Here is a 23524-nt window from a genome sequence, read left to right as displayed (position 1 = left end):
TGAACCCGCTATGAGACGTCCCGCCACCGCAGCCGCTCTCGCCGCCGTCGCCCTGCTGGCGGCGTGCTCCACGGAGCAGCCGGAGGACATGGCCACCACGCCACCCGCCGTGACCTCCTACGTCAGCCCGAGTGAGGTTCCACCGCCGCCGGTCGAGCCGGTCGTGGACGGTGACTGCCCCTACCTGGCCACCGCGAGCGTCGAGGACGTCAACGGTCAGCGCGTCGCGTCCGTCCGGCTGGGCGATGACGAGCCGCACCCGTCCTGCTTCTTCTACCGGGCGGACGGGCGGGAGCAGTTCCGGATCCGGGTCTTCGTCGGCGAGCCGTGGACCGCGAAGGCACTGGTCGACCAGGAGGCGCCGGTGGCGGACTCCCAGAGCGCCGACCTGCCGGGCGGCTGGACCGGCGGGCTGGCCAGCGGCACCGACGGCGGCGTCTTCGCCGTCTACCACCCGGAGAAGGGGGCGGCCGTGGTGGCGAGGACCAACCAGCAGCAGAGCTTCCCCGCCAGGGCGATGGTCGAGGAGGCCATCGGCGGCCTCGGCCTCTGACACCGGCCGGGACGCCGACGGCCTCCCCGCAGCACCTGGCGGGCGGCCTCAGCGCTTCCGGCTGTGCTCGCCCGTGTCGGAGTTCGCGCTCTCACCGCTCCCGTTGCGGGAGGCGTCGGTCACCCCGTTGGCCAAGGGGTCACCCTGCCGCTTCCGGTCGGACTCGGCCTCGGAGGGTTCGGGGCTGAGGTCCGCCTCGGCGAGGAACAGCTCCTCCTCCTGGCGCTTCGACGCCGCCACCGCCGCGGCACCCGCCGCCACGAGCGCCGCCAACACCCAGGGCCACCGGCGTCGGCGCGGGCGGTTCTGCTTCGCCAGCTCGGCCCGCGCCTCCTTGGCCGCCTTCCTCAGCTGCTTCTGTGCCTTCGCCCGCTGCTTCACCAGCTTCTTCTTCCTCCTGTCCAGGCCCTTCCGAGCGTTCTTCGCGTTCTCGTCGATCAGTTCGGCGAGTTGGCCGGGAGCCAGCCCCCGCCTGGCGAGCCCGTCCTCGGCCCGCCGGGCGGCGTCCCGGGAGGCTCGCGCCCCGAGCGACCCGCTCGCTGAGCGCCCTCCCGCACCGTCCTGATCCCGGTACCGACCGCCCGGCCCATTGACTCGCCGGCCGTCGCCATCGCCTTCACCTCGTCCAACGTTCCCTCCCCAACGTCCGTGACCGATGCCGTGGAATCCGGCTGGCCCCCGTCTGTGGAGATCAGCGCGGTACGGACAGCACTGTCGTCCGGGGGTTGCCCCGATCCTGCCGCTTCTATGCCTGGTTCGCTCGGATGGCACGATGGACCAGTGGTAGACAGCAAGGAATCACTCGTCGGGAAGGTGGTGACGGCCGTCCTGCACACCTCGCAGGGCGACATCCGTCTCGCCCTTTACCCGGACAAGGCCCCGAAAACCGTGCGGAACTTCGTGGGGCTCGCCACGGGTACGGCCGAGTACTCGGAGCCGAACGCGCGGGGAGAGCGGTCCGGCCCGTTCTACGACGGCGTCATCTTCCACCGGGTCATCAACGGATTCATGATCCAGACGGGTGACCCGACCGGGACCGGCCGCGGCGGCCCCGGATACCGGTTCCAGGACGAGTTCCACCCGGAGCTCCAGTTCAACCGGCCCTACCTGCTCGCGATGGCGAACTCCGGCCCCGGCACCAACGGCTCGCAGTTCTTCATCACCGTGGTGCCCACCACGCACCTGAACTTCAAGCACACCATCTTCGGCCAGGTCGCCGACCAGGAGTCGCGCAACGTCGTCGACGCCATCGCGGGTACCGCGACGGCGGCACACGACCGCCCGGTCACCGACGTGGTCATCGACCAGGTGACGGTCGAGGTCTCCGACCCCGAGTAGGGCGCCCTTCGCCGGGCGGCCCAGCGCCGCCGGTCGTGTCCGATCAGCCGAGCCGTCAGAAGCGGGGGCCACGCCATGACCGTGCCATCGGAACCGTCGCACGAGACCGGGGACACCACCCCACGCCCACCGGGCTGCTTCCGGCACCCGGACCGGGAGACGTGGCTGCGCTGCACCCGCTGCGAGCGCCCGGCCTGCCCGGACTGCCTGCGGGAGGCGGCCGTCGGCTCGCAGTGCGTGGAGTGCGTGAGCGCGGGGCAACGCGACGTGCGGCGCCCGGTGACGGTGGCCGGAGCCAGGGTGGCCACCAAACCAGTGGTCGTCCCGGTCCTGCTGGCCATCAACGTGCTCGTCTTCGTGGCGACCGCGATCCTGGCTCGGGACCCGATGAACAACGCCAACTCGGAGCTCTTCGCCCAGTGGTCGCTCTGGCCGCCCCAGGTGGCCGCCGGCGAGTGGTGGCGCCTGCTCACCGCGGGGTTCCTGCACATCGGTCCGTTCCACCTGCTCGTCAACATGTACGCGCTGTGGATCCTGGGGCGTGACCTGGAGTCGCTGCTCGGCCGTCTCCGGTTCGTCGCCGTCTACCTGGTCTCGCTGTTCGGCGGCAGCATCGCCGTGTTCCTGCTCGGCAGCATGCAGACCAGCGTCGCCGGCGCCTCCGGCGCGGTCTTCGGACTGATGGGCGGCGTCGCCGTCGCGGCGCTGCGGCTCAAGGTCAACCCCAGGCAGGCCCTGCTGCTCATCGGCATCAACCTCGTGATCAGCGTGCTGATCCCGGGTATCTCCCTGCTCGGGCACCTCGGCGGACTGCTCGTCGGCTCGCTGGCCACGGCGGGCATGGTCTTCGCTCCCCGGGAGAGGCGAACGGCCGTCCAGGTCGGCACCATCGTCGGGATCCTCGTGCTGCTCGCGGTGGCGTTCCTGTTGCGGGACGCCCAGCTCGGCCCCTGGGGATGCGCGGCCGACGGCACCTGGTGCGTGCCGTTGACGCTCTGAGCGGACCGTCCCTCCCGGCCGGTCGATGACCCGTCGTGACGTCGACCCGCGCCACCGGGGTGGCGCGGCCGATCGGATCGGGGAGCGACCGGTCGGGGCTGTGGACAACTGACCCGCTCCGACCGGCCGCTTGTGCCTCGGGGCGCAAAGTTATCCACAGGAGTTGTCCCCAGTGGGGATTACTTACATCCGTGTACTTCGGTGACCCGGGGTGAGTGATTCGGGGCCGAACAGCGAACGACCCGAACGCGATGACACGTCCGGGTCGGGGGAAGGAACTCGTTCAGGGGCGGTCAACGCCACCGCATCGTCATCAGCAGGCCGGTGATCATCAACGCGAAGCCGACGAGGAAGTTCCAGGAACCCAACTCCGCCATCAGCGGAATCCGGTCACCGGCGATGTAGTTCACGATCAGCCACAGCAGCCCGAGCACCATCACCCCGAGCATCACCGCGACGTACAGCGGGTGCGAGGGGCCGATCGCCTTCGCCTTCACTGGAGTACGTTTGTCCGGCGGCGGGGTGTAGACATCCTTCTTGCGGACCTTGGACTTCGGCATGGTGTCCTCGCCTGCGTTGGCCGGTGTTCGACGACGTCTGATCGTTGACGACGGGACGACCGCGTTTCGCGGGGTGGCCGACCCGACACAACGACCACGTTAACGTAGTGGAAGACCGCCGCGAAGGACAGGTGTGAGCCCCACAGCACGTCGCCCACGGCCGAAGGGAGCCAGGTGATCCCGCCCGCTCCCCGGCCGCCCTGGGCGCGGCGCGCCGGGCTCGTGCGGTCGTCCCGTGCCTCCTCACGGATCCGGGTGGCGCGCCCGCGCACCGGGTCGATCCCCACTCGGGCGCGCACCGGGGGCCGGGAAGTCACCGCGCCCGGTGAGGTGACCACTACCCTGTCAGAGCGCGCACGCCGCGGCCGCCCGTCCCCACCGACGTACCGACGCCGTGGCGCGCGCCGTCGGGGACGCACGAGCTGCGAGGTTCGTCCCGGAACGAGCCAGCCGCCCTCGGCGCCGTTCCGGCGTCAGAGGCATGCCCGCCGACCCCCGGGTCGGCGGACCCGAGCCAGGAGGTTGCGTGGTGAATGAGTTCCCGCCGACGGGGGACCAGTTCGGTGCTCGTCCCGGATCTCGTCATCAACCGCCGCCCCATCCCCGTCGGCACGCACGGTCGGAGGAACCCCGAGCGGAGGGGTTCCCCGAGGACGAGGAGCACTGGCCCGTCGCGGACCGGCAACCGGCCGAACCCCCCCACCCACCACGGCAGGCCCCGCACGAGGGACCGTCCCGTCCCGAGCGGCACCGCTACCGCGAACCGGACGAAGGGGCGGGCGGCCGAGCCGCCCCGCGCACCGGCCCCCTGACCCGCCGGCCTCCGGCAGGGCAGGAGGGCGCCCCGCAACGCACCCGCGCCCAACGGCGCCGGGACGGCGACCTCGATCCGCCCAGCTGGCCCGGCGCGGGCCAGAACCACCCGGTCGAGAACCCCCCACCGGGCTACCCCCCTCCGGGGCACACCGGCGAGGGCAGGCGCAGGCGACGGGCACCCGAACCCCCCGCCCCGACCGCGCACGAGACCCCACCGCCCGGTGAGGGCCGTCCCCCGCGTCGCCGCGCCGCCCCACCACCACCCCACCCCGCCGGAGCGGTGCCCGGTGGGACCCCGCGGCCGAGGGAACAGGACCCGCACCTCGCCTCCGAGACCTCGTGGCCCGGCGGCGAGACCCCGCCGACCGTGCGCGGTCGACTGCCAGGTGCCGAACCCACGACGGCCACCCCGTTCCCCGAAGGGGAGCCCCACCCGGTCCGTCCCCAGGCGGGGAGCCTGAACGCCCGACTCGACCCGGGACCCCACACCCCACCGCCCCCTGGCGCCCCGGCCGAACCCGGCGCCACCCAGCAGCTGCCCCCCGTCGGCGGTCGTCGTCGGCGGGTCGGCCCCCCGTCCCCCCGTCCCCCCAGCGGGGCGAGGCCCGCCCACGCCCCGGCAGCGGTGCCACCCGAGGAGCTCGACCAACCCACCGAGCTCATCCCCCCGGTCCCCGACCGCCCGGGCCGCCACGACACCGACGCCGAGCAGCGCGGGACGACGGTCGACGAGCACCCGGACCACGACGAGGAGCCGGACGACGAGCCGAACGCCGGGCGCGCCGAGGGGGCGGCGGACGTCGGGAAGCCACCGCGCCGGCGGGAGGGCGCCGGGCGGGTGGTCGCCCGATCCGTCGGTGAGCTGATGCTCACCGCCGGCATGGTCGTCCTGCTGTTCGTCGTCTACGAGGTCTTCGTCACCGACTGGTTCGCCGCGCGGAACCGCGCGCAGGCGGAGGTGGAGTTGCAGGAGCGTTGGGCCGCGGGGGAGAACGAACGCGGGGAGGCGGTGTCCGTCCTCGAGGGCGACACCTTCGCGCAACTGTTCATCCCGTCGTTCGGCCCCGACTACCACATGCCGATCGTCGAGGGCACCTCCGACAGCCACCTCCAGATCGGGGTCGGGCACTACGTCAACACCGCCATGCCCGGCGAGGTCGGGAACTTCTCGATCGCCGGTCACCGCGACGGCTGGGGTTCCCCCTTCAACAACCTCGACCGGCTGCGCAGCTGCGACTCCCTCGTCATCGAGGACCGGGACAACTGGTACGTCTACCGGGTGCTCCCGATGGAGGACGAACTCGCCGACTGGGAAGCCACCCGCGCCGAGCGCCCGGAGTGCGTCGACGTGCCCTCCCTCCTCCAACCGGACGTGGAGGGCGGTGGCATCTACGGCGGCGTGGTGGGGCGGCACATCGTCGACCCCAGCCAGGGGGAGGTCATCCTCCCGGTGCCCAGCAACCGGGAAGCGGACATCACCGTCCCCGAGGCACGGCCGCTCATCACCCTGACCACCTGTCACCCGAGGTACTCCGACCGCCAGCGGATGATCATCCACGGGCTGTTGACCGCGCAGTACCCCAAGGAAGGCGAGGGCGCCGGCCCTCCGCCCGAGCTGTCCCAGTCCTAGGAGGCATCGGTGTACGGCTGGATCTGGCGGCACCTGCCCGGGCCCTTCGCGGTCCGGTTGGTGTTGGCGCTCGTCCTCGTGGCTGGCGTCTCCGCGTTGCTGCTCTTCGTCGTGTTCCCGTGGGTGGAGCCCCAGCTCCCGTGGAACAACGTCGACGTCCCCTCGGACGGCAACACGGTGGGTTGAGCCGCGTGGGTGGACGACTGGGCTAGCCTGTCCACGTGCGCGTTCTCGTCGTCGACAACTACGACAGCTTCGTCTACAACCTGGTCCAGTACCTGGCGCAGCTCGACGTCGACTGCGTCGTGCGCCGGAACGACGAGGTCGAGTGGTCGGACCTCACCCGCGTGGACGGCGTGCTGCTCAGCCCGGGCCCCGGGACCCCGGAGCGGGCCGGGGTCAGCATGGAGGTCGTCCGCCGCGCGGCGGACGCCCGGCTCCCCCTGCTCGGCGTGTGCCTCGGCCACCAGGCGATCGGCGCGGTGTGGGGTGCCGTCATCGAACGCGCTCCGGAACTGCTGCACGGGAAGACGAGCGAGGTCCACCACGAGGGCCTCGGTGTGCTCGCCGGCCTCCCCCGGCCCTTCACCGCCACCCGCTACCACTCCCTGACGGTCCGTCCGAGCACGGTGCCAGCCGAGTTCGAGGTCACCGGACGCACCGGGAGCGGGGTCGTCATGGCCATGCGCCACCGCGAGCTGCCCGTGGAAGGTGTCCAGTTCCACCCCGAGTCGGTGCTCACCGACGGTGGCCACCGGATGCTCGCGAACTGGCTCCGCCACTGCGGCCACCAGGTGCCGGAGGGCACCGTGCTCGAACTCGAACGGGGCATGCGCGCGGTCGCTCTCGCGGCCAGGACGTGAGGCGCGCCGCGCACCCCTCCGCTTCCGGTGTGGCCGGTCCGCCTCGTCGAGTGGGAGCGACCAGCGTGGCACCGGTGCCACGCTGACGGCCGGGGCGGGCCTCGAACCGCGTACCAGTCGATCCCCGGCACGGGTCCCGCACGACGCCCGCTCAACCCGGAGGGGTGTCCGGGGCGGGAGCGCCCTCCGGGCGCGGCCGGGGGAACGCCGCCGCCCTACGCTGCCGGATGGTGGTGGCGATGGAGAACCTGATCGCGTCGGCCAGCTCGCGGGCCGCGTTCGGGGTCAGACCCACCCGGCTCCCCGCGGGCGAGGTGAGCCGCACCTGCACCGCGTCCGCCTCCACGGTGAACAACTCCTCCGCGCCCCAGGCATCCCAGCAGGTCACGTCGGCGTGAAAGCGACCGTCGTACTTGACCATCCCAGACACCTCCACCTCCTCGGCACCCACGGCACCTCGTGCCGGGGATCCAGCGTCACCGCCTACGCCGATGAACGCAACGTGGAGTCAGTCAGCCGAGGGGGACCCGCCCGGCCGGGGGAGGGAGCGGGCCGGGCAGCGACGCGATCGGGGCACCGATATCGCGGACGGTGACGAATCGTCAACGGACCGTCGAGCACGTCGGGGGGCCACCCCACCCGGCCCGGACCACCACCTCCGGAACCCCGGCCAGTGGCGACGCCACCGGGAGCACCCCGGCCCCGAGGCGGGGCCGAGCGGTCAGCGGCCGCCCACACCACCCGGTGACGTGCCGGCCGGCGCCCGAAGGGCAGTCGCCTCAGCGCGTCCCGCGCAGGCTCGCCCGCCAGGCGGCGCGCAGCGGGTGGGTGTCGTAGACGATCCGCAGCTCGGCGATCGACCAGTCCTCGGTGAACGTCAACACATCCACGCAGTCGAAGGAGGTCGGCTGGCCGTCCGGGAGCCGCCAGTCGTACCGGAACCGCACCGCCGCCCGCCGCGTGTCGGCGACCGAGACGAACACGTCCAAGGGAGTCACCGCCGACCGCTGCGTCGCGGCCGCGAGTTCGGGGTAGAACTCCCGGGCGGGGATGCGGCCGGTCATCGGGGAGCTGACCACGCCGTCGTCCGAGAACAGCGCAAGCACGCCGGTCACGTCTCCGGCCGCCAACCGGCTCAGGTAACGGTCCGTCGTGCCCCGCACGTGGTCCTGGGCGGAGCTGTCCATGACCATCAGCGTACGGGACCGACCGGCCCAGCACGGAGCCGCGAGGCCCGCCCAGCGACCTCAGCCGGAGGGGAGGACGCTGAACGAACCCACCTGGACCTGGACGCTCTGGTTGCGACCGAGCGTCGCCCCCGGCGAGGGGGACTGGCTGAGGATCTGCCCGTCCTGCTCCAGGTTGTCCACCGGGACCTCGGTCTCCTCGAGGGAACCCGTCCAGCCGTCCTGTCCCAGCGCGTCCCGGGCCTCATCCACCGTCATGCCCGCCAGGTCCGTCATCGTGAGCTGGTCACCCTCGGACACGTCGAGCGTGATCGTCGCTCCCGGGTCGACCTTGGACCCCGACTCGGGCGACTGGGCCACCACCTCACCGGCCGGTTGGCTACCGCTGACGTTCCGCCGCGACACCTCGAAGCCGAGACTGCTCAACAGGCTCTCCGCCGAGTCGAACTGCTGGCCCACGACCGAGGGCACGGTGGACTGCTCCCGCTCGCGGCCCAGCGTGATGGACACCGACGTCCCCACCGGGACGGGGCCGGAACCCGCGGCGGGCGTCTGCGCGACCACCCGGTCCACCAGGCTCGAGTCCGAGGTCTGCTCGTAGCTGTAGGCCGGGTCGAGGTCCAGACCGAGCTCCTCCAACCGCCGCTTCGCGTCGTCCGAGGTCATCCTGCTGAGGTCGGGTACCTCGACGCTGTCCGGGCCGGTGCTCACCCAGTAGGCGACCGTGTCCCCCTCCTGGACCTCCGAGCCGAGACCCGGTTCGGAGCGGATCACCATCCCCTCCTCGACCTCGTCGGACGCCTCCTCGTTCTCCTCGCCGACGAGCCCGAGCTCCTCCAGCTCCGCGGCGGCCTCCTCGGCGGGAAGACCCACCAGGTCGGGGACGTTCACGAGCACCGGTTCGTCGACACCGGGTCCTGGGTCGGGTTCCTGCTGGTTGCCGAGCAGACCACTGGCCCACCACGCGCCGAGGCCCAGCACCACCACGCACAGCACCGTGACGAGCGCGGCCGTCCAACCCTTGCGACGCCGGCGGCGGCGCTCCTCCTCCTCGGCGAGCTCGTCGTAGTCGTCGTCCTCGTCCGACCGGTGGCGCCCACCGTCCGCGCCCTCGTCGGCCCCCATCATCGAGGTCCGTTCCTCGTCCGTCATCACCATCGGAGCGGAGGGACGCTGGCCCGAGAGCACCCGGACCAGGTCGGTGCGCATCTCGGCTGCGGACTGGTAGCGGTTCGCCGGGTTCTTGCTCATCGCCTTGAGGACGATCGCGTCCAGGGCGGCGGACACCCGTGAGTTGACCTCGGAGGGACGCCTCGGGTCCTCCCGCACGTGCTGGTAGGCGACCGCGACCGGCGAGTCGCCGGTGAACGGGGGCTCCCCGGTGAGCAGCTCGAAGAGGACGCAGCCCGCCGCGTACACGTCACTGCGGGCGTCCACCGCCTCGCCCCGCGCCTGCTCCGGCGACAGGTACTGCGCGGTGCCGATCACCGCGGCCGTCTGCGTGACCGCGGCCTGACCGTCGTGCAGGGCCCTGGCGATCCCGAAGTCCATCACCTTGACCGCGCCGGACTTCGTGATCATGATGTTCGCCGGCTTGACGTCCCGGTGGATGATGCCGTGCCGGTGGCTGAAGTCGAGCGCGGCGCAGGCGTCGGCCATGACCTCCATGGCCCGGCGGTTGGACAGCGGCCCGTCGCCCTTGACCATGTCCCGCAGGGTTCGGCCGTCGACGTACTCCATGACGATGTAGGGGAGGGGACCGTACTCGGTCTCGGTCTCCCCGGTGTCGTACACGGCGACGATCGCCGGATGGTTGAGCGCGGCCGCGTTCTGCGCCTCCCGGCGGAAACGGAGCTGGAACGTCGGGTCCCTCGCCAGGTCGGCACGCAGCACCTTCACGGCCACGTCCCTGCTGAGGCGGACGTCCCGGCCCTGGTGGACCTCGGACATGCCTCCGTAACCGAGCGTTCCGCCCAGTTCGTAGCGGTTGGAGAGCAGGCGCTGCGTGCTCATTACTACGTCGTCCCGATCCTCGTCAACGGTCGTCTCATGATGCCTGCCCGACGGCCGGCACCAAACCCCCGCCACTCCTCGGGAGTGGCGGACCGGCTGGTGCGGCCGCGGCCGCGCCGGGCGTGCCCCGCCCCTACTCCTGCGTGCACCACACCTCGACCTCGGTTCCGACCGGCACCTCGCCCTGGGCCGGGACAACCAGGTCGACCCAACAGTGTGCCGGGTCCTTCGGCGTACCCTCGTCCTCCTCCGTGCGCAGGCGAGGTTCGAGCCCCTGCTCGCGGAGCGCGTCGGCCACCACGTCGGCTGACCTCCCGAGCAACTCGCGGGGGTCGACCATCACCCCCGGCGTCCGGTCCGGCGGACCACCGCCGGCGGGATCGTCGGTGGGGCGGGTGTCCCCCGGGTACCGCTGCTGACCGGGAACCTCACTGAACTCCTCTCCCGTGTCCGTCCTCTCCACCGGCGTGTCGTGGGATGTCGGTTCCTGATTGTGCCCGAGGATGCGGGTGACGCCCCACACCGATACGGCCACCGCCGCGACGAGCAGGAGCACCACCGTCACCCACAGCGCGGTTCGCCCCCCGTTCGGAGGGGGAGGGCCGTGACCCGGCCCCGGGTAGGGGGCCTGATGACCGGCGCCGACCGGGTGAGGCGGGCCCCCACCCACGACACCGGCTGGTTGCGGCGGCATCCCGGCCGGGACGCTCGGCACCGGGCCGGTCGTGGCCGCGAGCGGAACCCCGAGCTGAGGAGCCAGTCCGGACGGCGGCGGCAGCGGTCGGCCAGCCCGCACTGCGGCCACGGCCGCGGCGAACTCGCCTCCGCTACGGTAGCGACGACGCGGGTCCTTGACCAGGGTCGCGTCGATCAGCGCCCGCACCGCGGGTGGTACATCCACCGGAAGTGGCGGCGGCAACTCACGGATGTGCATCATCGCGACCGTGACCGCGTTGTCCGACACGAACGGGCGGTGCCCCATCAGGCACTCGTAACCCACCACCGCCAGCGAGTACACGTCACTCGTCGGTTCGGCCTCCCCGCCCAGCGCCTGTTCGGGGGCGATGTAGTGCGCCGTTCCCATCACCATTCCGGACCTGGTCACCGGGGCGGCGTCCGCCGCCTTGGCGATGCCGAAGTCCGTCAGCTTCACCCGACCGTCCGGGGACACCAGGATGTTGCCGGGTTTCACGTCCCGGTGCACCAGTCCGCGTTCGTGGGCGGCCTGCAACGCGTGGCCGGCCTGCTCCAGGACGTCCAGCGTCCGTTCCGCGGTCAGCCGGCCCTGCGTGGCGATGATCGCGGCGAGCGGGTCACCGACCACTCGCTCCATCACCAGGTAGGCGGTGTCCTCGGGGCCACCCGCGACCGCCGCCGTCTCGCCGTAGTCGTGCACCGAGGCGATGTTCTGGTGGTTCAGCGAGGCCGTCATCCTCGCCTCGGTCCGGAAGCGGTGCAGGAACTCGGCGTTGCCGCACAGCTCCGGTTTCAGCACCTTCACGGCGACCGTCCGGTCCAGGCGGGTGTCCGAGGCCTCCCACACCTCGCCCATGCCACCGACCGCGATCCGGTTACCCAGGCGGTAGCGGTCCGCGAGCAGCTGGCCGGAGGTCAGCACTGGTCAGCCACCTCCGAGGGCGGCCCGCATCACCTCACGCCCGAGGGGCGCGGCGACCTTGCCACCGGTGGCACCCAGACTGCGGTCCCCGCCGCTCTCCACCAGCACGGCCACCGCGACCTGCGGGTCCTCGGCGGGCGCGAAGGCCACGTACCAGGCGTGCGGCGGGTTCGCCCCCGGGTCGGTCCCCCACTGCGCGGTCCCCGTCTTCGACGCCACCGTGACGTTCGGCAGGACGTCACCTCCGCCACCGGTGTACTCCTCGGAGGCGATCATCATGTCGGTGAGCGTGGCCGCCGTCTCCGGGGAGATGGCCTGGTTCAGCTCGTCGGGCGATGTGCTGTCCAGCGTCGACAGGTCCGGGCCCAGGATGCTGTCCACCAGGTAGGGGGACATCCGCGTTCCACCGTTGGCGATGGTCGCCGCCATCATCGCGTTCTGCATCGGGGTCACCCGGACGTCCCGCTGCCCGATCCCCGCCTGGTACAGCTGCGCCACGTCGCCCAGCTCACCCATGCCCGAGGCCGCCACCCGGATCGGGATGAAGATCTCCTCGTCGAACCCGAACGACCGCGCCGTCTCCCGCATGGTGTCCGCGCCCAGCTCCCCGGAGATCTCCGCGAACGGCACGTTGCAGGACTCGGCCACGGCATCCTTCAGCGTCGCCGACTGCCCGTCGCCGCAGGGGTTGCGGTTGAAGTTCGGCAGGTCGGTGCTGGTGTTCGGCAGGGTGACCACCGGATCCGGGCTGACGCCGGTGTCCGACCGCCAGCCGTTCTCCAAGGCGGCGGCGGCGGTGATCAGCTTGAACGTCGACCCCGGGGGCTGGATCTCCTGGATGGCCCGGTTCCGCATCGGGCCGTCCTCCCGTTCCGTGTACTCCGCCCACGCCTCGGCCTGCACGTTGTTGTCGTGGTCGGCCAGCGGGCTCGGGTCGTAGGACGGCGTGTTCGCCATGGCGAGGATCGCCCCGGTCTTCGGGTCCAGCGCCACGATCGACCCGGTGAACCCCCGGTCCGCCAGCTGGTCGTAGGCGACCTGCTGCACGTGGGGGTCGACCGTCAGCCGGATCTTCCCGCCCTCCGGGTCCCGCCCGGTGATCAGGTCGGACAACCGCCGCACGAACAGCCGGTCGTCCGAACCGTTGAGGACGTCGTTCTCCACCGCCTCGATGCCCCGGCTGCCGTACCGGTCCGAGAAGAACCCGGTGATCGGCGCGTACACCGGACCGGCCGAGTACGTGCGCTGGAACCGAAGCCGCCCCCCGGTCTCCACGGCGCTCGCGATCACCTGGTCGCCGGCGAGGATGTCCCCCCGCTTCCGGGAGTACTCCTCCAGGGACTTCCGGACGCTGTTCCGGGGATCGGTGCGGTACTCGTCCGCCTTGATCACCTGGATGTAGGTGAGGTTGGCCATCAGCGCGACGACCAACAGCATCACGAACAGTGAGACTCGCCTCAGCGGTGTGTTCATGTCGGGCGCGCCACCATCTCCGTGTGTGCCTCCGCGATCGGCGCCTGCTTCGGCTTCGGCTTCGGCGGCGCCGCCGGGCGCCGCGCCGCGTCCGAGATCCGCAGCAGCAGCGCGATCAGGATGTAGTTGGCCAGCAGCGAGGACCCGCCGTAGGAGAGGAACGGCGCGGTGATGCCGGTGGAGGGGATGAGCTTGGTCACGCCGCCGACGACGATGAACACCTGGAGGCCGAGGGTGAACGCGAGACCGCCCGCCAGCAGCTTGCCGAAGCTGTCCCGCACCGCCAGCGCCGACCGCAGGCCGCGCATGACCAGCAGCAGGTAGAGGATGAGCACGGCGCTCAGGCCGACGAAGCCCATCTCCTCACCCATCCCGACGGTGATGAAGTCCGTGTGCGGCTCCGGCACGATGTCCGGCCGCCCCGACCCCAGGCCGCTGCCGAAGATCCCCCCGGAACCGAGGCTGAACAGCGACTGCACGATCTGGTAGCCGCCGCCGGCCTCGTCGTAGGTGGCGAAGGGGTCCATCCAGTTCGCGATCCGCTGCCGGACGTGCCCGAAGAGCTGGTACGCGACGAGGCACCCACCGACGAACAGCGTCAACCCCAGCACGACCCAGGCCGCGCGTTCGGTGGCGATGTAGAGCATCACCAGGACCATGCCGAAGAACAGCAGCGAGGTGCCGAGGTCCCGTTCGAAGACCAGGACCCCCACCGAGGCGCCCCAGGCGACGAAGAGCGGCGCCATGTCCCGGGCCCGGGGCCAGTTCATCCTCAGGAACGTGCGACCGGCGGCGGTGAACAGCTCCCGCTTCGAGACCAGGAAGGACGCGAAGAAGATCATCAACAGGATCTTCGCGAACTCACCCGGCTGGATGGAGAAGCCGCCAGGGAATCGCAACCAGATCTTCGCGCCGTTGACCGTCGGCGCGATCGAGGAGAACGGGATGATCCCGGGCAGAGCCAGCGCGACCAACCCGACCAGGCCGCAGGTGTAGCCGTACTTCGCCAGCGGGCGGTGGTCCTTGATCCGCCACAGCGTGAGGATGAAGAAGGCGACCCCGATGACCATCCACATGATCTGCCGGCCGACCAGCGGGCCGCCGTAGAACGCGGCCTGCGCGTCCTCGGGGTTGATCTCCAGCCGGGAGGCCATCGCGAGGTCGATCCGGTGGATCATCACCAGGCCCAGCCCGTTCAGCAGGGCCGCGAAGGGCAGGATCAGCGGGTCGGCGTAGGGCGCCCACTTGCGCACCGCGAAGTGCGCGGCGGCGAACAACGCGAGGAACGCGGCCCCGTTGTACAGGATCTGCGAGGTCAGCGCGGCTTCCTGGTTGGCGTCCACCAGGATGTTGGCGATGCTCAGCAGCGCGGCCGAGAAGGCGAGCAGCCACAGCTCAGTGGTCCGCCGCGTCGGCGGCGGCGGAGGCCCGGCCGGCGCCGTGGCGACGGTCGGTGACTCGTCGCCCGGCGGTGAGGGCTGGTTCATCGGCTGCGACATCACCCGACCACCCGGCAGTCCACCCCGGGCTGCTCGCTGGGCTCGGGCTGCTCCTCGACCGCCGTCTCGGCGGGCCGGGAGAGGGCGGACTTGTCCGCCGCCTCGTCGGTGTCCGCTTCCCCGACGTCGGAGATCGCGTTCGGCGAGACCGAGCCGGGGGCGTCGCCGCCGGCGTCCTCGTCCTGGGGCCTGGTCCCCTCGCCGTCACCCCTGGTGCCCTGGCCGACCTCGTCGTCCTCGGAGGAGCACGGCGGGAGCAGCTGCTCGGTGCGCAGCCGGGCGATGGTGTTCCTGGCTTCCTGGAGGCTCTCGTTGATGATCCCGCCGCGCACGGTGTCCTGCGCGGCCGGCTTCAGGTCGGTGACGCTGATCTCGGCGCAGTCGGTCGCGTCCGGTTCGCAGGAGCCCTCGACCTCCCGCTGGAAGGGAACGCCGAGTAACGAGCCCTGGACACCCTGGAAGATGGCGACCCGGTCGTCGGCGGCGGTGCCGACGAAGTACTGGCCCATCACCCAGCTGTAGCCGAAGAACCCGCCGACGCCGAGGAGCACGAGCACCAGGAGCATGACGAGCGCCAGTCGGAGCCGCCCCTTCCTGGGCTGCTCGGGTTCGGCGGCGCGGGTCGGTTCCGGTCGTGCCGGTCTTGGCAACGTCGTGGCCGAGGCGCGGGCGGCGGCCGAGTCGGGTGGCGGGGGATCCTCGCTGCCGTCACCAGCGGCACCACCGACGATGGGGGCGTTCTCCCCGAACTCCACGTCGACGACGTCCGCGACGATCACGGTGACGTTGTCCGGGCCGCCGCTCTTGAGCGCCAGCTCGATGAGGCGGTCGGCACAGGCCTGCGGATCGGTGATGCGCAGGGCCTCGTCCAGCGTCTCGTGGGTGACGACGCCGGAGAGCCCGTCCGAGCAGAGCAGGTAGCGGTCGCCCGCTCTCGCCTCCCGGACGGTGAGGGTCAGTTCGACGTCGTTGCCGGTCAACGCGCGCAACAACAGCGAACGCTGGGGATGGTTGGCGGCATCCTGTTCGGTGATGCGGCCCTCGTCGATCAGCGACTGCACGAAGGTGTCGTCGTGGGTGATCTGGCCGAGGGTGCTGTCCCGCAGCAGGTAGGCCCGGGAGTCGCCGACGTGGACCAGCCCGAGCCGGCTCCCGGCGAAGAGCACCGCGGTCAGCGTGGTGCCCATCCCCTCCAGTTCGGGATCACCGGCGACCAGCTCGTTGAGCATGCCGTTGCCGTTGCTGACGGCGTCCTCGAGCTGGCCGAGGAGGTCGTCGCCCGGCTCGTCGTCGTCGAGGGGCGCGAGGGCCGCGATGACGACCTTGCTCGCGACCTCGCCCGCGGCGTGGCCGCCCATGCCGTCGGCGAGGGCCAGGAGTCGGGGGCCGGCGTAGACGGAGTCCTGGTTGTTGGAACGAACCAGTCCACGGTCACTGCGGGCCGCGTAGCGGAGGACGAGGGTCATGAGTGCAGCTCGATCACCGTCTTGCCAATACGGATCGGGGCCCTGAGCGGGACTCGGGTCGGACCCGTGACCTTCGCCCGGTCGAGGTAGGTGCCGTTGGTGGAGCCGAGGTCCTCCACGTACCAGTCACTGCCGCGCAGCACCAGCCGCGCGTGCCGTGTCGAGGCGTAGTCGTCGTCGAGCACCAGCGTGGAATCGTCCGCCCTGCCGATCGAGATGGGCCGGCCGTCCAGGGCGATTCGCGTCCCCGCCAGCGCGCCCTGGGTGACCAGGAGCTGCCGGGGAGACTTCGCGCCCTTGGGCTGCCGAGGCTGCGCCCGCCGGGTGTTCGGCACCGACGCCCGCAACCCGGAGGCAGCGTAGAGATCGGAGCGAACCACCCGGAGCGCGGCCAGCACGAACAACCAGAGCAGAGCGAGGAATCCCGCTCTGGTCAGCTGAATCACCAGCTCTGGCACGTTTCACCCCCACCCGCGTGGGGATACCCGTCTTCCACTGTCTCCGACCGCTCCCGCCTGGAGGACACCCAAAAGGTACGGCCGGCTCAGCCCTGGCTCCGGAACACCAGGGACGAGTGGCCGATGCGGACGACGTCACCGTCGGCAAGCTGCCAAGTCTGCACCGAGTTGCCGTTGACCGTGGTCCCGTTGGTGGAACCGAGGTCGGCCAGCGTCGCACTCTGCCCATCCCAGGTGATCTCCAGGTGGCGCCGGGAGACACCGGTGTCGGGCAGCCGGAAGTGCGCGTCCTGGCCTCGCCCGACGACATTGCTGCCCTGGGTCAGCGTGTAGGTGCGGTTCGAGCCGTCGTCCAGCTGAAGGATAGCCGTCACCTGTCGGGGCCCGGTGCGCACGGCAGGCGGGGCGTATCCGGGCGCGCCCTGCTGGTCGTAGCCGGGCTGGCCGCCGTAGCCCTGTTGCGGCTGCTGGCCGTAGCCCTGGTCGTAGCCCTGGGGGGCGCCGCTGTAGCCCTGGTCGTACCCCTGCGGGGCGCCGCCGTAGCCCTGCTGCTGCTGCTGGCCGTAGCCGGGCTGGCCCTGGCCGTAGCCCTGGTCGTACCCCTGGGGGGCGCCGCCGTAGCCCTGGTCGTAGCCGGGCTGGCCCTGGCCGTAGCCCTGTTGCTGCTGGCCGTAGCCCTGGTCGTAGCCCTGGGGGGCGCCGCCGTAGCCCTGTTGCTGCTGCTGGCCGTAGCCCTGGTCGTAGCCGGGCTGGCCCTGGCCGTAGCCCTGGTCGTAACCGTACTGGCCCTGGCCGTAGCCCTGGTCATACCCGTACTGACCGGGCTGGCCGTACGGGTCGCTCTCGGGGTACTGCTGGCCGGGTGGCTGGCTCATGGGTCGTTCTCCTGTGTTGCGAGGTGGTGCCGGCCGCTGACCCGCATCCGGGTCGACGGACGAGCTGGTTCGGAACTGTCCCGTGTGCAGCGTTTCAGAGCGCTCCAGGGAGACTACGACGTCACCATATGTATCCCACCCTTGTTCGGCGAGGTGCTCCTTGACGCAGTCAGCGAGCAGCTGGGTGACCTGTTGCTCGTTGCCTGATAGTCGATCGTGGTCACCGGGACCCAGCGTTACCACGAAGTGGTTGGGGGCCAGGAGACGGCCGCCAGCCAGTTCCCGGACGTTGCCGTCAGCGTCGCGTTGCAGGCTCTGGGCGAGTTCCTGCGGGACGACGCTGCCGCCGAACACCCGGGCGAAGGTGTTACCAATGACGCCTTCGAGACGGCGCTCGAAGCGCTGCACGAGGCCCACCACATACCTCCACCTGATGCGACTACCTCCCCGATCGTATCCGTGCCGGAGGGGTGGGACATGCCCCCGTTCCAACTAGGTTCTGGGGCGTGCTAGGCTTTCGTCGTCGGTCAGCGAGACCAACTCCACTCGGGCGAGTGGCGGAATGGCAGACGCGCACGGTTCAGGTCCGTGTGTCCGTAAGGACGTGAGGGTTCAACTCCCTCCTCGCCCACCACCCTACGGGCGGCTCCGGTTCACGCACAGCGTGGCGGAGCCGCCCGTAGTCGTTCGTGGGGTGCTCCCCCTCCGCCCAGCCCGGCGCACCGTCACCCCCGGCGTCCCCTGCCCGCCGCGCGCGGGCGGTCCTGGTCCTCGCCCGGCGGCCGGGACATCTCGCCCCGGCGCGGTGCGGTGTTCCGGGGCCGGGGCCGGGGCCGCTCGGAGGGTGCCGTGGGGGGTTGTCGGGGTCGCGGGCCCGGTGATCACGCGAACGGTTGACCAGCCACCGGCCTGGCCTCCCGCCCTCCCCGGTTGGCGAATCGCGCTGACCCCGTTTCGGTCGTGGTGGAACCCGGATGTCCATTCGTCGGGTGTGGATGCGCATTCGGCGATCCGCGTGGTGGTTCTCGGATCGTGCGGATGGTGATGTTCGGTTCAGTGCTGACAAAAGTCACCCCAAAAGTGGCGGGCGGGTGACAGGAAGTGTCGAGGTGCTACGTGAAACGCCCTTGAACCACCACCTCGGGATGCCACTCGCCCACACTTCCCATGTCGGCCGGAAGAACTCCTCGAATAGCCCGTTCGGCCGCATGCTGTGGTGTGGCGGTTCCGGGGCCGATCGTCCCCTCCGCCACCGCTAAGGGTCTCAGGGGAGATCATTATTCGCAAGGGATAGTACTACTCGCTGGTTCTTTCGTCCGCTGGTTTTCGCTGGTCACTCGAACGGCGGCATCGCTCGGCCGAAACCCGGGAACCGGTCGTCGACCGGTCATCGACCGCTCAACGCCGTCGGTCGCAGTGGTCGCATCGCTCTGGAGGAGTTTCTCAACGGAGCTGGTAACTCTGCTTAACGAACATTCGTCGCGACGGAATAGCGTCGCTGTTCACCCCGAGGAGGCGATGCCGGTGAGCCGCACACCTGGGCACGCGACCGGACCCCATTCCGACGTGTTGCCCACCCGGCCGAGGCCGGAGGTCGACCTGGCGGATCCACCCGAGAGCCTGAGCGAGGCAGTGGTCTCCGTTCTCGGGTGGCGCGGCGTGGCGTTGCCCGCCATGACGTTGCTCGGGCGACGGGTCGTTCCCGTCGCCGAACTGGTTCCCGAGGCCCACGCCGAGAGGTTGTGCCTCGGGTTCGGACCCAACACCGACCGCACCTCGGTCGCCACCTGGACGTGGCCCGAGATGGCCGGTCGCGTGCCGCCACCCGCGGTGCGCCTGTCCGGGGTCATCTCCTTCGCCCGCCACTGGCGGACCGCGCTGGGGTCGGCCGCTCCCTTCGCCCGGCACTGCGGCGCGGCGATGGTGCTGCCCGCCGCCGTCCACGGCATCGACGACTACCTCGACAACGCGCCGGGCCGTGCCCGCCGGCACGGTGTCTCCGTCCTCACCGCCGACGAGCACACGCTGCGCATCGACCAGACGGCGTGGGCCGACACGGTGAGCCCCGGGGGGTCGGTGACCGGGAGGTGGTTGCGGGAGTTGGTCTACGAGCGGTTGATCGCGCACATGGTCCGGGACGTGGCCGACCGGAGGGGCTGCCTCGCCGACTGACCCGGCCGGCGGGTACGTCGTGGACGGCGTCGCGGGCGCCGAGCGGTTAACGTTCTCGGATGCATGTAGTCATCGCCGGAGGACACGGGAAGATCGCACTCATCCTGCAGCGGTCGCTGGCCGCGCGGGGCGACAGCGTCACCGGGCTGATCCGCGATCCCGGTCACCTCGACGACGTCGCGAGCACGGGAGCGAGCGGAGTCGTGCTCGACCTGGAGTCAGCGGACCGGGGTGAGGTCGTGCGGCAGCTGGAGGGAGCGGACGCCGTGGTCTTCGCCGCCGGTGCGGGGCCGGGCAGTGGCGTGGCGAGGAAGGACACCGTGGACCGTGCCGCGGCCGTGCTCCTCGCGGATGCGGCCGAGGCGGCGCGGGTGCCCCGGTTCGTCCAGATCAGCGCGATGGGTCTCGACCGGGCCGAGGACGAGGGGATGGACGAGGTCTTCGCGGCCTATCTCCGGGCGAAAGCGGCGGCCGAACGGGATTTGCGTTCGAGGAATCTGGACTGGACCATTCTGCGACCTGGGCGCCTGACCGACGACCCGGGCGCCGGCCGGGTCCACCTGGCCGAACGGGTGGAACCGGGTGAGGTTTCCCGAACGGACGTGGCCTCGGTACTTCTGGAGCTGTTGGGCAGCGGTGCCGGTACGAGGAAAACACTGGAACTCGTCGGTGGTGGCACTCCGGTCGACGAGGCGGTCGCCGGTATTTGACCCGGACTTCACCTTCGGTGGCCCGCTGCCGGTGGTATCGCGACGCCCAGGACGCGCGGAAGGGCCGCTCCCCGGAAACGGGGGCGGCCCTTCGTCGTGGGTGATGAACCCTGGCTATCACGCTCAGTAATATTTACCTTCCGCTAACTTGCTCCATTTCTTGTCTTTCGCCGCGCATTGGGTGATTCTCCGCTTACCCAGGTGATTCGACGGCGGCCGCTCGCCTTGCCACAATGCATAGTCGTGTGATCTGGAGTCCGCAGGTGGGGGATGTCGGTCTCCGACTTTCCGACCGGGCAATTCGGTGACAGCCAGCCGGGATGACGCGCGCCCGTCGGGTCGGGTCGACGACAGCGGGCGCCGTGCCCTGGCTGTGGTGAGGTGAGGGAGGCGCTGGCACAGTTGATGACTCAGGGCGGAACGCGGGTGGTGACGCCGGAACCCGCGACGCGGGCCCCCGAGACCGGGACCCCACCGACACCCGCCGACCCCGACCTCGCCTTCATCGAGGGGCTGCTGCGGGAGGGCGGGTACGGGCTCGCCGTCGAACGCAGGAACGGGAACGTGGTGCTCACCGGCGTCGGTACGGGGACCGGTGTCCGGCTGCCCGATCCGGCGGACCGGGCAGCCGTCCTCCGCCAGCTGACCAGGCTCCGCCGGACCCGCCGGCGGCGAACCAGGAACTGGGTCGAACGGGCGACGGTCGAGCTGGAGACGGGAGGACGCCCCGAGCTGTGGCACGTTCCCGACCTCCCCGGAGGTGGCGGGGGCGACGGCGCGCGCACCCTGCGCCTCGACGGCACCGGGTGGAGCCGGCTGGACCGGTTACCGGTCGACCACGACCTGCCCAGGAACCTCGCGGACCTCGCCGCCGAGAAGATCGACTTCTTCCGGGGGGACGACGGAGGTCTCGTCCTCCCCCCGCGCGGCCTCGTCGTTCCGCTGCCCACCCGACCCGGCACCGTCGTCGTCGCCCGACCTCCCGCCCCCGGTGCCCGCCGCGACGGGGACCGGGGCCCGAACTGGGAGGTCGAGCTCGAGGCCGACCCGGGTGCGCTCGTCTCCGACGGCGGCCCGGTTATCGCCCCACCTCGTACGCGACCGGACTCGGGCGCGGACGTCCCCGCTCCCCGCGCCGCCGGCTCCACGTCGGGTTTCGGGGGGCGGGCGGCGCTCGGCCGCCTCAACGGCTGGCGATCACTGAACGCCGTGGTGGAGTCGGACCCCTTCCTTCGGCTGCACTGCGCCACCCAGCCGGCGCTCGCCGCGCTGGCCGAGGGGGACACCGGTCGCGCGCTGCTGATCCGCTCCCCGGAACCCGTTCCCGCGCATCCCAGGTACCCCGTGGGCACCGTCGCGGTCACCCTCGACGCGCTCACGCGTCCGTCCCCGCCCTCGGGCCGCCCGCTCCTGCGCACGGTGATCGAGGCGAGGGAGGAACACTGGGAGGGGGAGCTGGACAACTTCACCGAGTACCTCGTCCGGCCGCTGACCTCGATCGTCACCGTCCTCCTCGACCACCACCGCCTCCTGGTGGCCGGCCCCCACGAACGCACCGTCGCCGCCGAGTTGTCCCCCGAACTGAGGCTGACCGGTCGGGTGGTGCTCCGCGACCCCGTCACCCCCCTCCCTGCCGGCGAGGGCCCGGTCCGGGTGGCGAGCGCCATGCGGGCCCTGCACCGGACACTCGGGCAGTTGGCCACCGCATTCCTGCGGGTCGGGGGCTGGCCGGAACGCGGGGTCGACGAGGTCAGGGAGGCGGTCGCCGAGACGGTGGCGGAGGAGTTCCGCCGGCTCGACCCGACCACCGCGGACCTGCTGAACTGCGAGCACCCGTTGCTCCGCTTCGTGCGGGTGGACCGTCGTACCGACGTCGACGGGCGGCGCGCCGCCCCCGAACGGGGGGGCACGCGCCCCGGCCGGCGGTCCCGGTGCTGTCGCACGCCCGGTCACTGGCCGGGCTGGACATCGGGTCGATGCGCGGAGGTCGGCTGCTCACCGACCACGCCGTCTCCCTGGACGAGGAGCAGAGCCGGGTCCTGGTCGACCAGCTCGTCGCGCACGCCGACTGGGCGGCCAAACGCGCGGTGGACAACGCCCACCAGCACCTCGGTCACCGGCTGCGCGGGGTCGGGGAGGAGGAGCGGACGGTGGCGTTGGTCCACCACCTCCTCACGAGGAAGCAGTTCCTGAAGGGCTCCCGCTCGCACTACCCGCTGGACACCGCCCGCCAGGACCTGGTGCCCTTCGTTCGGGCCGGCGCACCCGTGCGCCTCGTCCTCACCGGCTTCCCCGTGAAGCACAACCAGAACGGCCTGAAAGCGACCGGCCCGCTGCCCGACCTCGCCGAACTCGGTGCGCTGGTCCGCCTCCGGGAGGTCGCGCAGACGGTCGGGGCGGTGCACCAGCCCGGCGTCCGGATCACGGTGCTGACCGACCAGCACCACTTCCGGCGCCGACCGGCGCCGCTGGCGGCGGCCTACCAGGCGAAGATGGGTGACTACCTGCGGATGGTCGCCGGGACCGCCGACATCGAGCTCCGCGATGTCGACGACGTCGCCGAGGAGAAGCTCGGTCCCGGGCTGCGCGCGGACCGGGAACGGCGGATCGGGTGGTACGAGCGGGCGCTGCACGACCACTTCGCCGACTTCGACCCGGTGGAGGGGCCAGCCGCCCTCGACGAGCGGATCGCCACGACCCCCGCCGGACCACTGGCCGATCTGGTGGCCAAACTGCCGGACTTCTTCGGCTCGCTGCTGTTCTCCACGCCGTTGCCGACCCCGCCGGGAGTGCACCGGTTGCGGTGGGCCCGCCGGGTGTTCGCCGACATCCGGTCCGCGGGGCCGGCCGCCCCACCGGTGATCGCGGCGGCGCGCCGACGGGTGCTCCGCTCGGCGTGGGAGAGCGCCGTCCGCTATGTCGCCGTGCTCCGCGTCGACCGGGACCTCGGCTACGACCGGCTCTACCCGACCCGGGTGAGGTTGACCAACGTGCCCAAACCGGGGCACTGCGGGTTCTCCTGCCTCGGGGGGTCCGGTCTGCTGCCGTGGCACGGGACCGGGGCGGTCGACACGAGGGGGCACGTGTCCGCCGACTTCGCGGTATCACTCCAGAACCACTCGTTCGTGCCCGTCTACTCGCCGCTGTTGGGGCCCGGCCAGCCGTGGATGATGGTCCCGCCGACCGTGACGAGGGTGCTCTCCGGGAGAGCGGAACCGGTGATCGACGGCGAGTTCCTCGCGGGGATCCGGTTGCGTCGCAGGTGAGGGAGGGGCGGCCGTCGGGGGCCGGCCG

21 protein-coding genes and 1 tRNA gene are annotated in these 23524 nt (G+C 71.5%); 11 read left to right on the top strand and 11 right to left on the bottom strand.

What is annotated here, in order from left to right; translation table 11 throughout:
- The first annotated feature begins 10 nt into the window (after positions 1 to 10).
- Positions 11 to 553, top strand: coding sequence for a DUF2020 domain-containing protein (locus tag G443_RS16170; RefSeq protein ID WP_026417844.1), 543 nt, complete (start codon positions 11 to 13; stop codon positions 551 to 553).
- Between the two features lie 48 nt (positions 554 to 601).
- Here the strand turns inward: G443_RS16170 and G443_RS16165 are convergent, their stop codons facing one another.
- Positions 602 to 934 (bottom strand): hypothetical protein, encoded by a 333-nt coding sequence (locus G443_RS16165; protein ID WP_253860227.1) that lies wholly within the window; start codon positions 932 to 934, stop codon positions 602 to 604.
- 399 nt (positions 935 to 1333) lie between these two features.
- Between G443_RS16165 and G443_RS16160 the strand changes: the two genes are divergently transcribed.
- Both G443_RS16160 and G443_RS16155 read left to right on the top strand, forming a co-directional pair.
- On the top strand, positions 1334 to 1891 hold the full coding sequence (locus tag G443_RS16160; protein WP_026417843.1) for a peptidylprolyl isomerase: 558 nt from the start codon (positions 1334 to 1336) through the stop codon (positions 1889 to 1891).
- 75 nt (positions 1892 to 1966) lie between these two features.
- Positions 1967 to 2890, top strand: coding sequence for a rhomboid family intramembrane serine protease (locus G443_RS16155; protein ID WP_026417842.1), 924 nt, complete (start codon positions 1967 to 1969; stop codon positions 2888 to 2890).
- 293 nt (positions 2891 to 3183) lie between these two features.
- On the opposite strand, the gene crgA is transcribed toward G443_RS16155, so the two are convergent.
- Positions 3184 to 3450 (bottom strand): cell division protein CrgA, encoded by a 267-nt coding sequence (gene crgA / locus G443_RS16150; RefSeq protein WP_026417841.1) that lies wholly within the window; start codon positions 3448 to 3450, stop codon positions 3184 to 3186.
- A 1441-nt stretch (positions 3451 to 4891) separates the two neighbouring features.
- Between crgA and G443_RS25530 the strand changes: the two genes are divergently transcribed.
- From G443_RS25530 to G443_RS16135, 3 genes are read left to right on the top strand one after another with little or no spacing between them, the layout of a single operon-like run.
- Positions 4892 to 5896: a class E sortase gene (locus tag G443_RS25530; protein WP_245588706.1), complete on the top strand. Its 1005-nt coding sequence runs from the start codon at positions 4892 to 4894 to the stop codon at positions 5894 to 5896.
- Positions 5897 to 5905: 9 nt separating this feature from the next.
- Positions 5906 to 6082: a hypothetical protein gene (locus tag G443_RS16140; RefSeq protein ID WP_169731678.1), complete on the top strand. Its 177-nt coding sequence runs from the start codon at positions 5906 to 5908 to the stop codon at positions 6080 to 6082.
- Positions 6083 to 6117: 35 nt separating this feature from the next.
- Complete coding sequence (locus G443_RS16135; RefSeq protein WP_026417839.1) at positions 6118 to 6759, top strand: aminodeoxychorismate/anthranilate synthase component II; 642 nt, start codon at positions 6118 to 6120, stop codon at positions 6757 to 6759.
- A 151-nt stretch (positions 6760 to 6910) separates the two neighbouring features.
- On the opposite strand, the gene G443_RS16130 is transcribed toward G443_RS16135, so the two are convergent.
- The 9 genes from G443_RS16130 to G443_RS16090 form a co-directional block, all read right to left on the bottom strand.
- The gene (locus G443_RS16130) at positions 6911 to 7189 is read right to left on the bottom strand and encodes a hypothetical protein (protein WP_155886047.1); all 279 of its coding nucleotides are present in this window, start codon (positions 7187 to 7189) and stop codon (positions 6911 to 6913) included.
- Positions 7190 to 7538: 349 nt separating this feature from the next.
- Positions 7539 to 7946: a nuclear transport factor 2 family protein gene (locus G443_RS16125; RefSeq protein WP_051313633.1), complete on the bottom strand. Its 408-nt coding sequence runs from the start codon at positions 7944 to 7946 to the stop codon at positions 7539 to 7541.
- A gap of 60 nt (positions 7947 to 8006) precedes the next feature.
- Complete coding sequence (gene pknB, locus G443_RS16120) at positions 8007 to 9959, bottom strand: Stk1 family PASTA domain-containing Ser/Thr kinase (protein ID WP_026417836.1); 1953 nt, start codon at positions 9957 to 9959, stop codon at positions 8007 to 8009.
- Positions 9960 to 10092: 133 nt separating this feature from the next.
- Positions 10093 to 11577 (bottom strand): serine/threonine-protein kinase, encoded by a 1485-nt coding sequence (locus tag G443_RS16115; protein ID WP_026417835.1) that lies wholly within the window; start codon positions 11575 to 11577, stop codon positions 10093 to 10095.
- A gap of 3 nt (positions 11578 to 11580) precedes the next feature.
- A complete protein-coding gene (locus tag G443_RS16110) occupies positions 11581 to 13050 on the bottom strand; it encodes a peptidoglycan D,D-transpeptidase FtsI family protein (RefSeq protein ID WP_026417834.1) in 1470 nt (489 codons plus the stop codon).
- On the bottom strand, positions 13047 to 14549 hold the full coding sequence (locus G443_RS16105) for an FtsW/RodA/SpoVE family cell cycle protein (RefSeq protein ID WP_026417833.1): 1503 nt from the start codon (positions 14547 to 14549) through the stop codon (positions 13047 to 13049). Before G443_RS16105 ends, G443_RS16110 begins: the two co-directional genes overlap by 4 nt.
- Complete coding sequence (locus G443_RS16100) at positions 14549 to 16015, bottom strand: PP2C family protein-serine/threonine phosphatase (protein ID WP_026417832.1); 1467 nt, start codon at positions 16013 to 16015, stop codon at positions 14549 to 14551. The genes G443_RS16105 and G443_RS16100 overlap by 1 nt, the downstream gene beginning before the upstream one ends.
- Positions 16012 to 16473: an FHA domain-containing protein FhaB/FipA gene (locus G443_RS16095; RefSeq protein WP_016700086.1), complete on the bottom strand. Its 462-nt coding sequence runs from the start codon at positions 16471 to 16473 to the stop codon at positions 16012 to 16014. Before G443_RS16095 ends, G443_RS16100 begins: the two co-directional genes overlap by 4 nt.
- Before the next feature lie 86 nt (positions 16474 to 16559).
- On the bottom strand, positions 16560 to 17765 hold the full coding sequence (locus G443_RS16090) for an FHA domain-containing protein (protein WP_253860305.1): 1206 nt from the start codon (positions 17763 to 17765) through the stop codon (positions 16560 to 16562).
- Positions 17766 to 17896: 131 nt separating this feature from the next.
- Between G443_RS16090 and G443_RS16085 the strand changes: the two genes are divergently transcribed.
- The 5 genes from G443_RS16085 to G443_RS16065 all read left to right on the top strand — a co-directional run bounded on the left by G443_RS16085 (position 17897) and on the right by G443_RS16065 (position 23496).
- A tRNA-Leu gene (locus G443_RS16085) sits at positions 17897 to 17982 on the top strand.
- Positions 17983 to 18866: 884 nt separating this feature from the next.
- Positions 18867 to 19520 (top strand): hypothetical protein, encoded by a 654-nt coding sequence (locus G443_RS16080; RefSeq protein WP_026417830.1) that lies wholly within the window; start codon positions 18867 to 18869, stop codon positions 19518 to 19520.
- 59 nt (positions 19521 to 19579) lie between these two features.
- On the top strand, positions 19580 to 20230 hold the full coding sequence (locus G443_RS16075; protein ID WP_026417829.1) for an NAD(P)H-binding protein: 651 nt from the start codon (positions 19580 to 19582) through the stop codon (positions 20228 to 20230).
- Between the two features lie 429 nt (positions 20231 to 20659).
- Complete coding sequence (locus G443_RS16070; RefSeq protein WP_253860226.1) at positions 20660 to 22423, top strand: hypothetical protein; 1764 nt, start codon at positions 20660 to 20662, stop codon at positions 22421 to 22423.
- Complete coding sequence (locus G443_RS16065; protein ID WP_253860225.1) at positions 22381 to 23496, top strand: L-tyrosine/L-tryptophan isonitrile synthase family protein; 1116 nt, start codon at positions 22381 to 22383, stop codon at positions 23494 to 23496. Before G443_RS16070 ends, G443_RS16065 begins: the two co-directional genes overlap by 43 nt.
- The last annotated feature ends 28 nt before the right edge of the window (positions 23497 to 23524 follow it).

It is taken from the genome of Actinoalloteichus caeruleus DSM 43889 (assembly GCF_000429185.2).
GTDB lineage: Bacteria > Actinomycetota > Actinomycetes > Mycobacteriales > Pseudonocardiaceae > Actinoalloteichus_B > Actinoalloteichus_B caeruleus.
Note: the sequence above shows the minus strand (reverse complement) of the source record. Positions and strands in the feature narration are given on the sequence as shown.

Excerpts from the sequence above, each read along its gene's own strand:
- G443_RS16170 (WP_026417844.1), top strand. The coding sequence starts at position 11 with ATGAGACGTCCCGCCACCGCAGCCGCTCTCGCCGCCGTCGCCCTGCTG.
- G443_RS16155 (WP_026417842.1), top strand. The coding sequence starts at position 1,967 with ATGACCGTGCCATCGGAACCGTCGCACGAGACCGGGGACACCACCCCA.
- crgA (WP_026417841.1), bottom strand. The coding sequence starts at position 3,450 with ATGCCGAAGTCCAAGGTCCGCAAGAAGGATGTCTACACCCCGCCGCCG.
- G443_RS16125 (WP_051313633.1), bottom strand. The coding sequence starts at position 7,946 with ATGGACAGCTCCGCCCAGGACCACGTGCGGGGCACGACGGACCGTTAC.
- pknB (WP_026417836.1), bottom strand. The coding sequence starts at position 9,959 with ATGAGCACGCAGCGCCTGCTCTCCAACCGCTACGAACTGGGCGGAACG.
- G443_RS16110 (WP_026417834.1), bottom strand. The coding sequence starts at position 13,050 with ATGAACACACCGCTGAGGCGAGTCTCACTGTTCGTGATGCTGTTGGTC.
- G443_RS16105 (WP_026417833.1), bottom strand. The coding sequence starts at position 14,549 with ATGTCGCAGCCGATGAACCAGCCCTCACCGCCGGGCGACGAGTCACCG.
- G443_RS16100 (WP_026417832.1), bottom strand. The coding sequence starts at position 16,015 with ATGACCCTCGTCCTCCGCTACGCGGCCCGCAGTGACCGTGGACTGGTT.
- G443_RS16080 (WP_026417830.1), top strand. The coding sequence starts at position 18,867 with ATGCCGGTGAGCCGCACACCTGGGCACGCGACCGGACCCCATTCCGAC.
- G443_RS16075 (WP_026417829.1), top strand. The coding sequence starts at position 19,580 with ATGCATGTAGTCATCGCCGGAGGACACGGGAAGATCGCACTCATCCTG.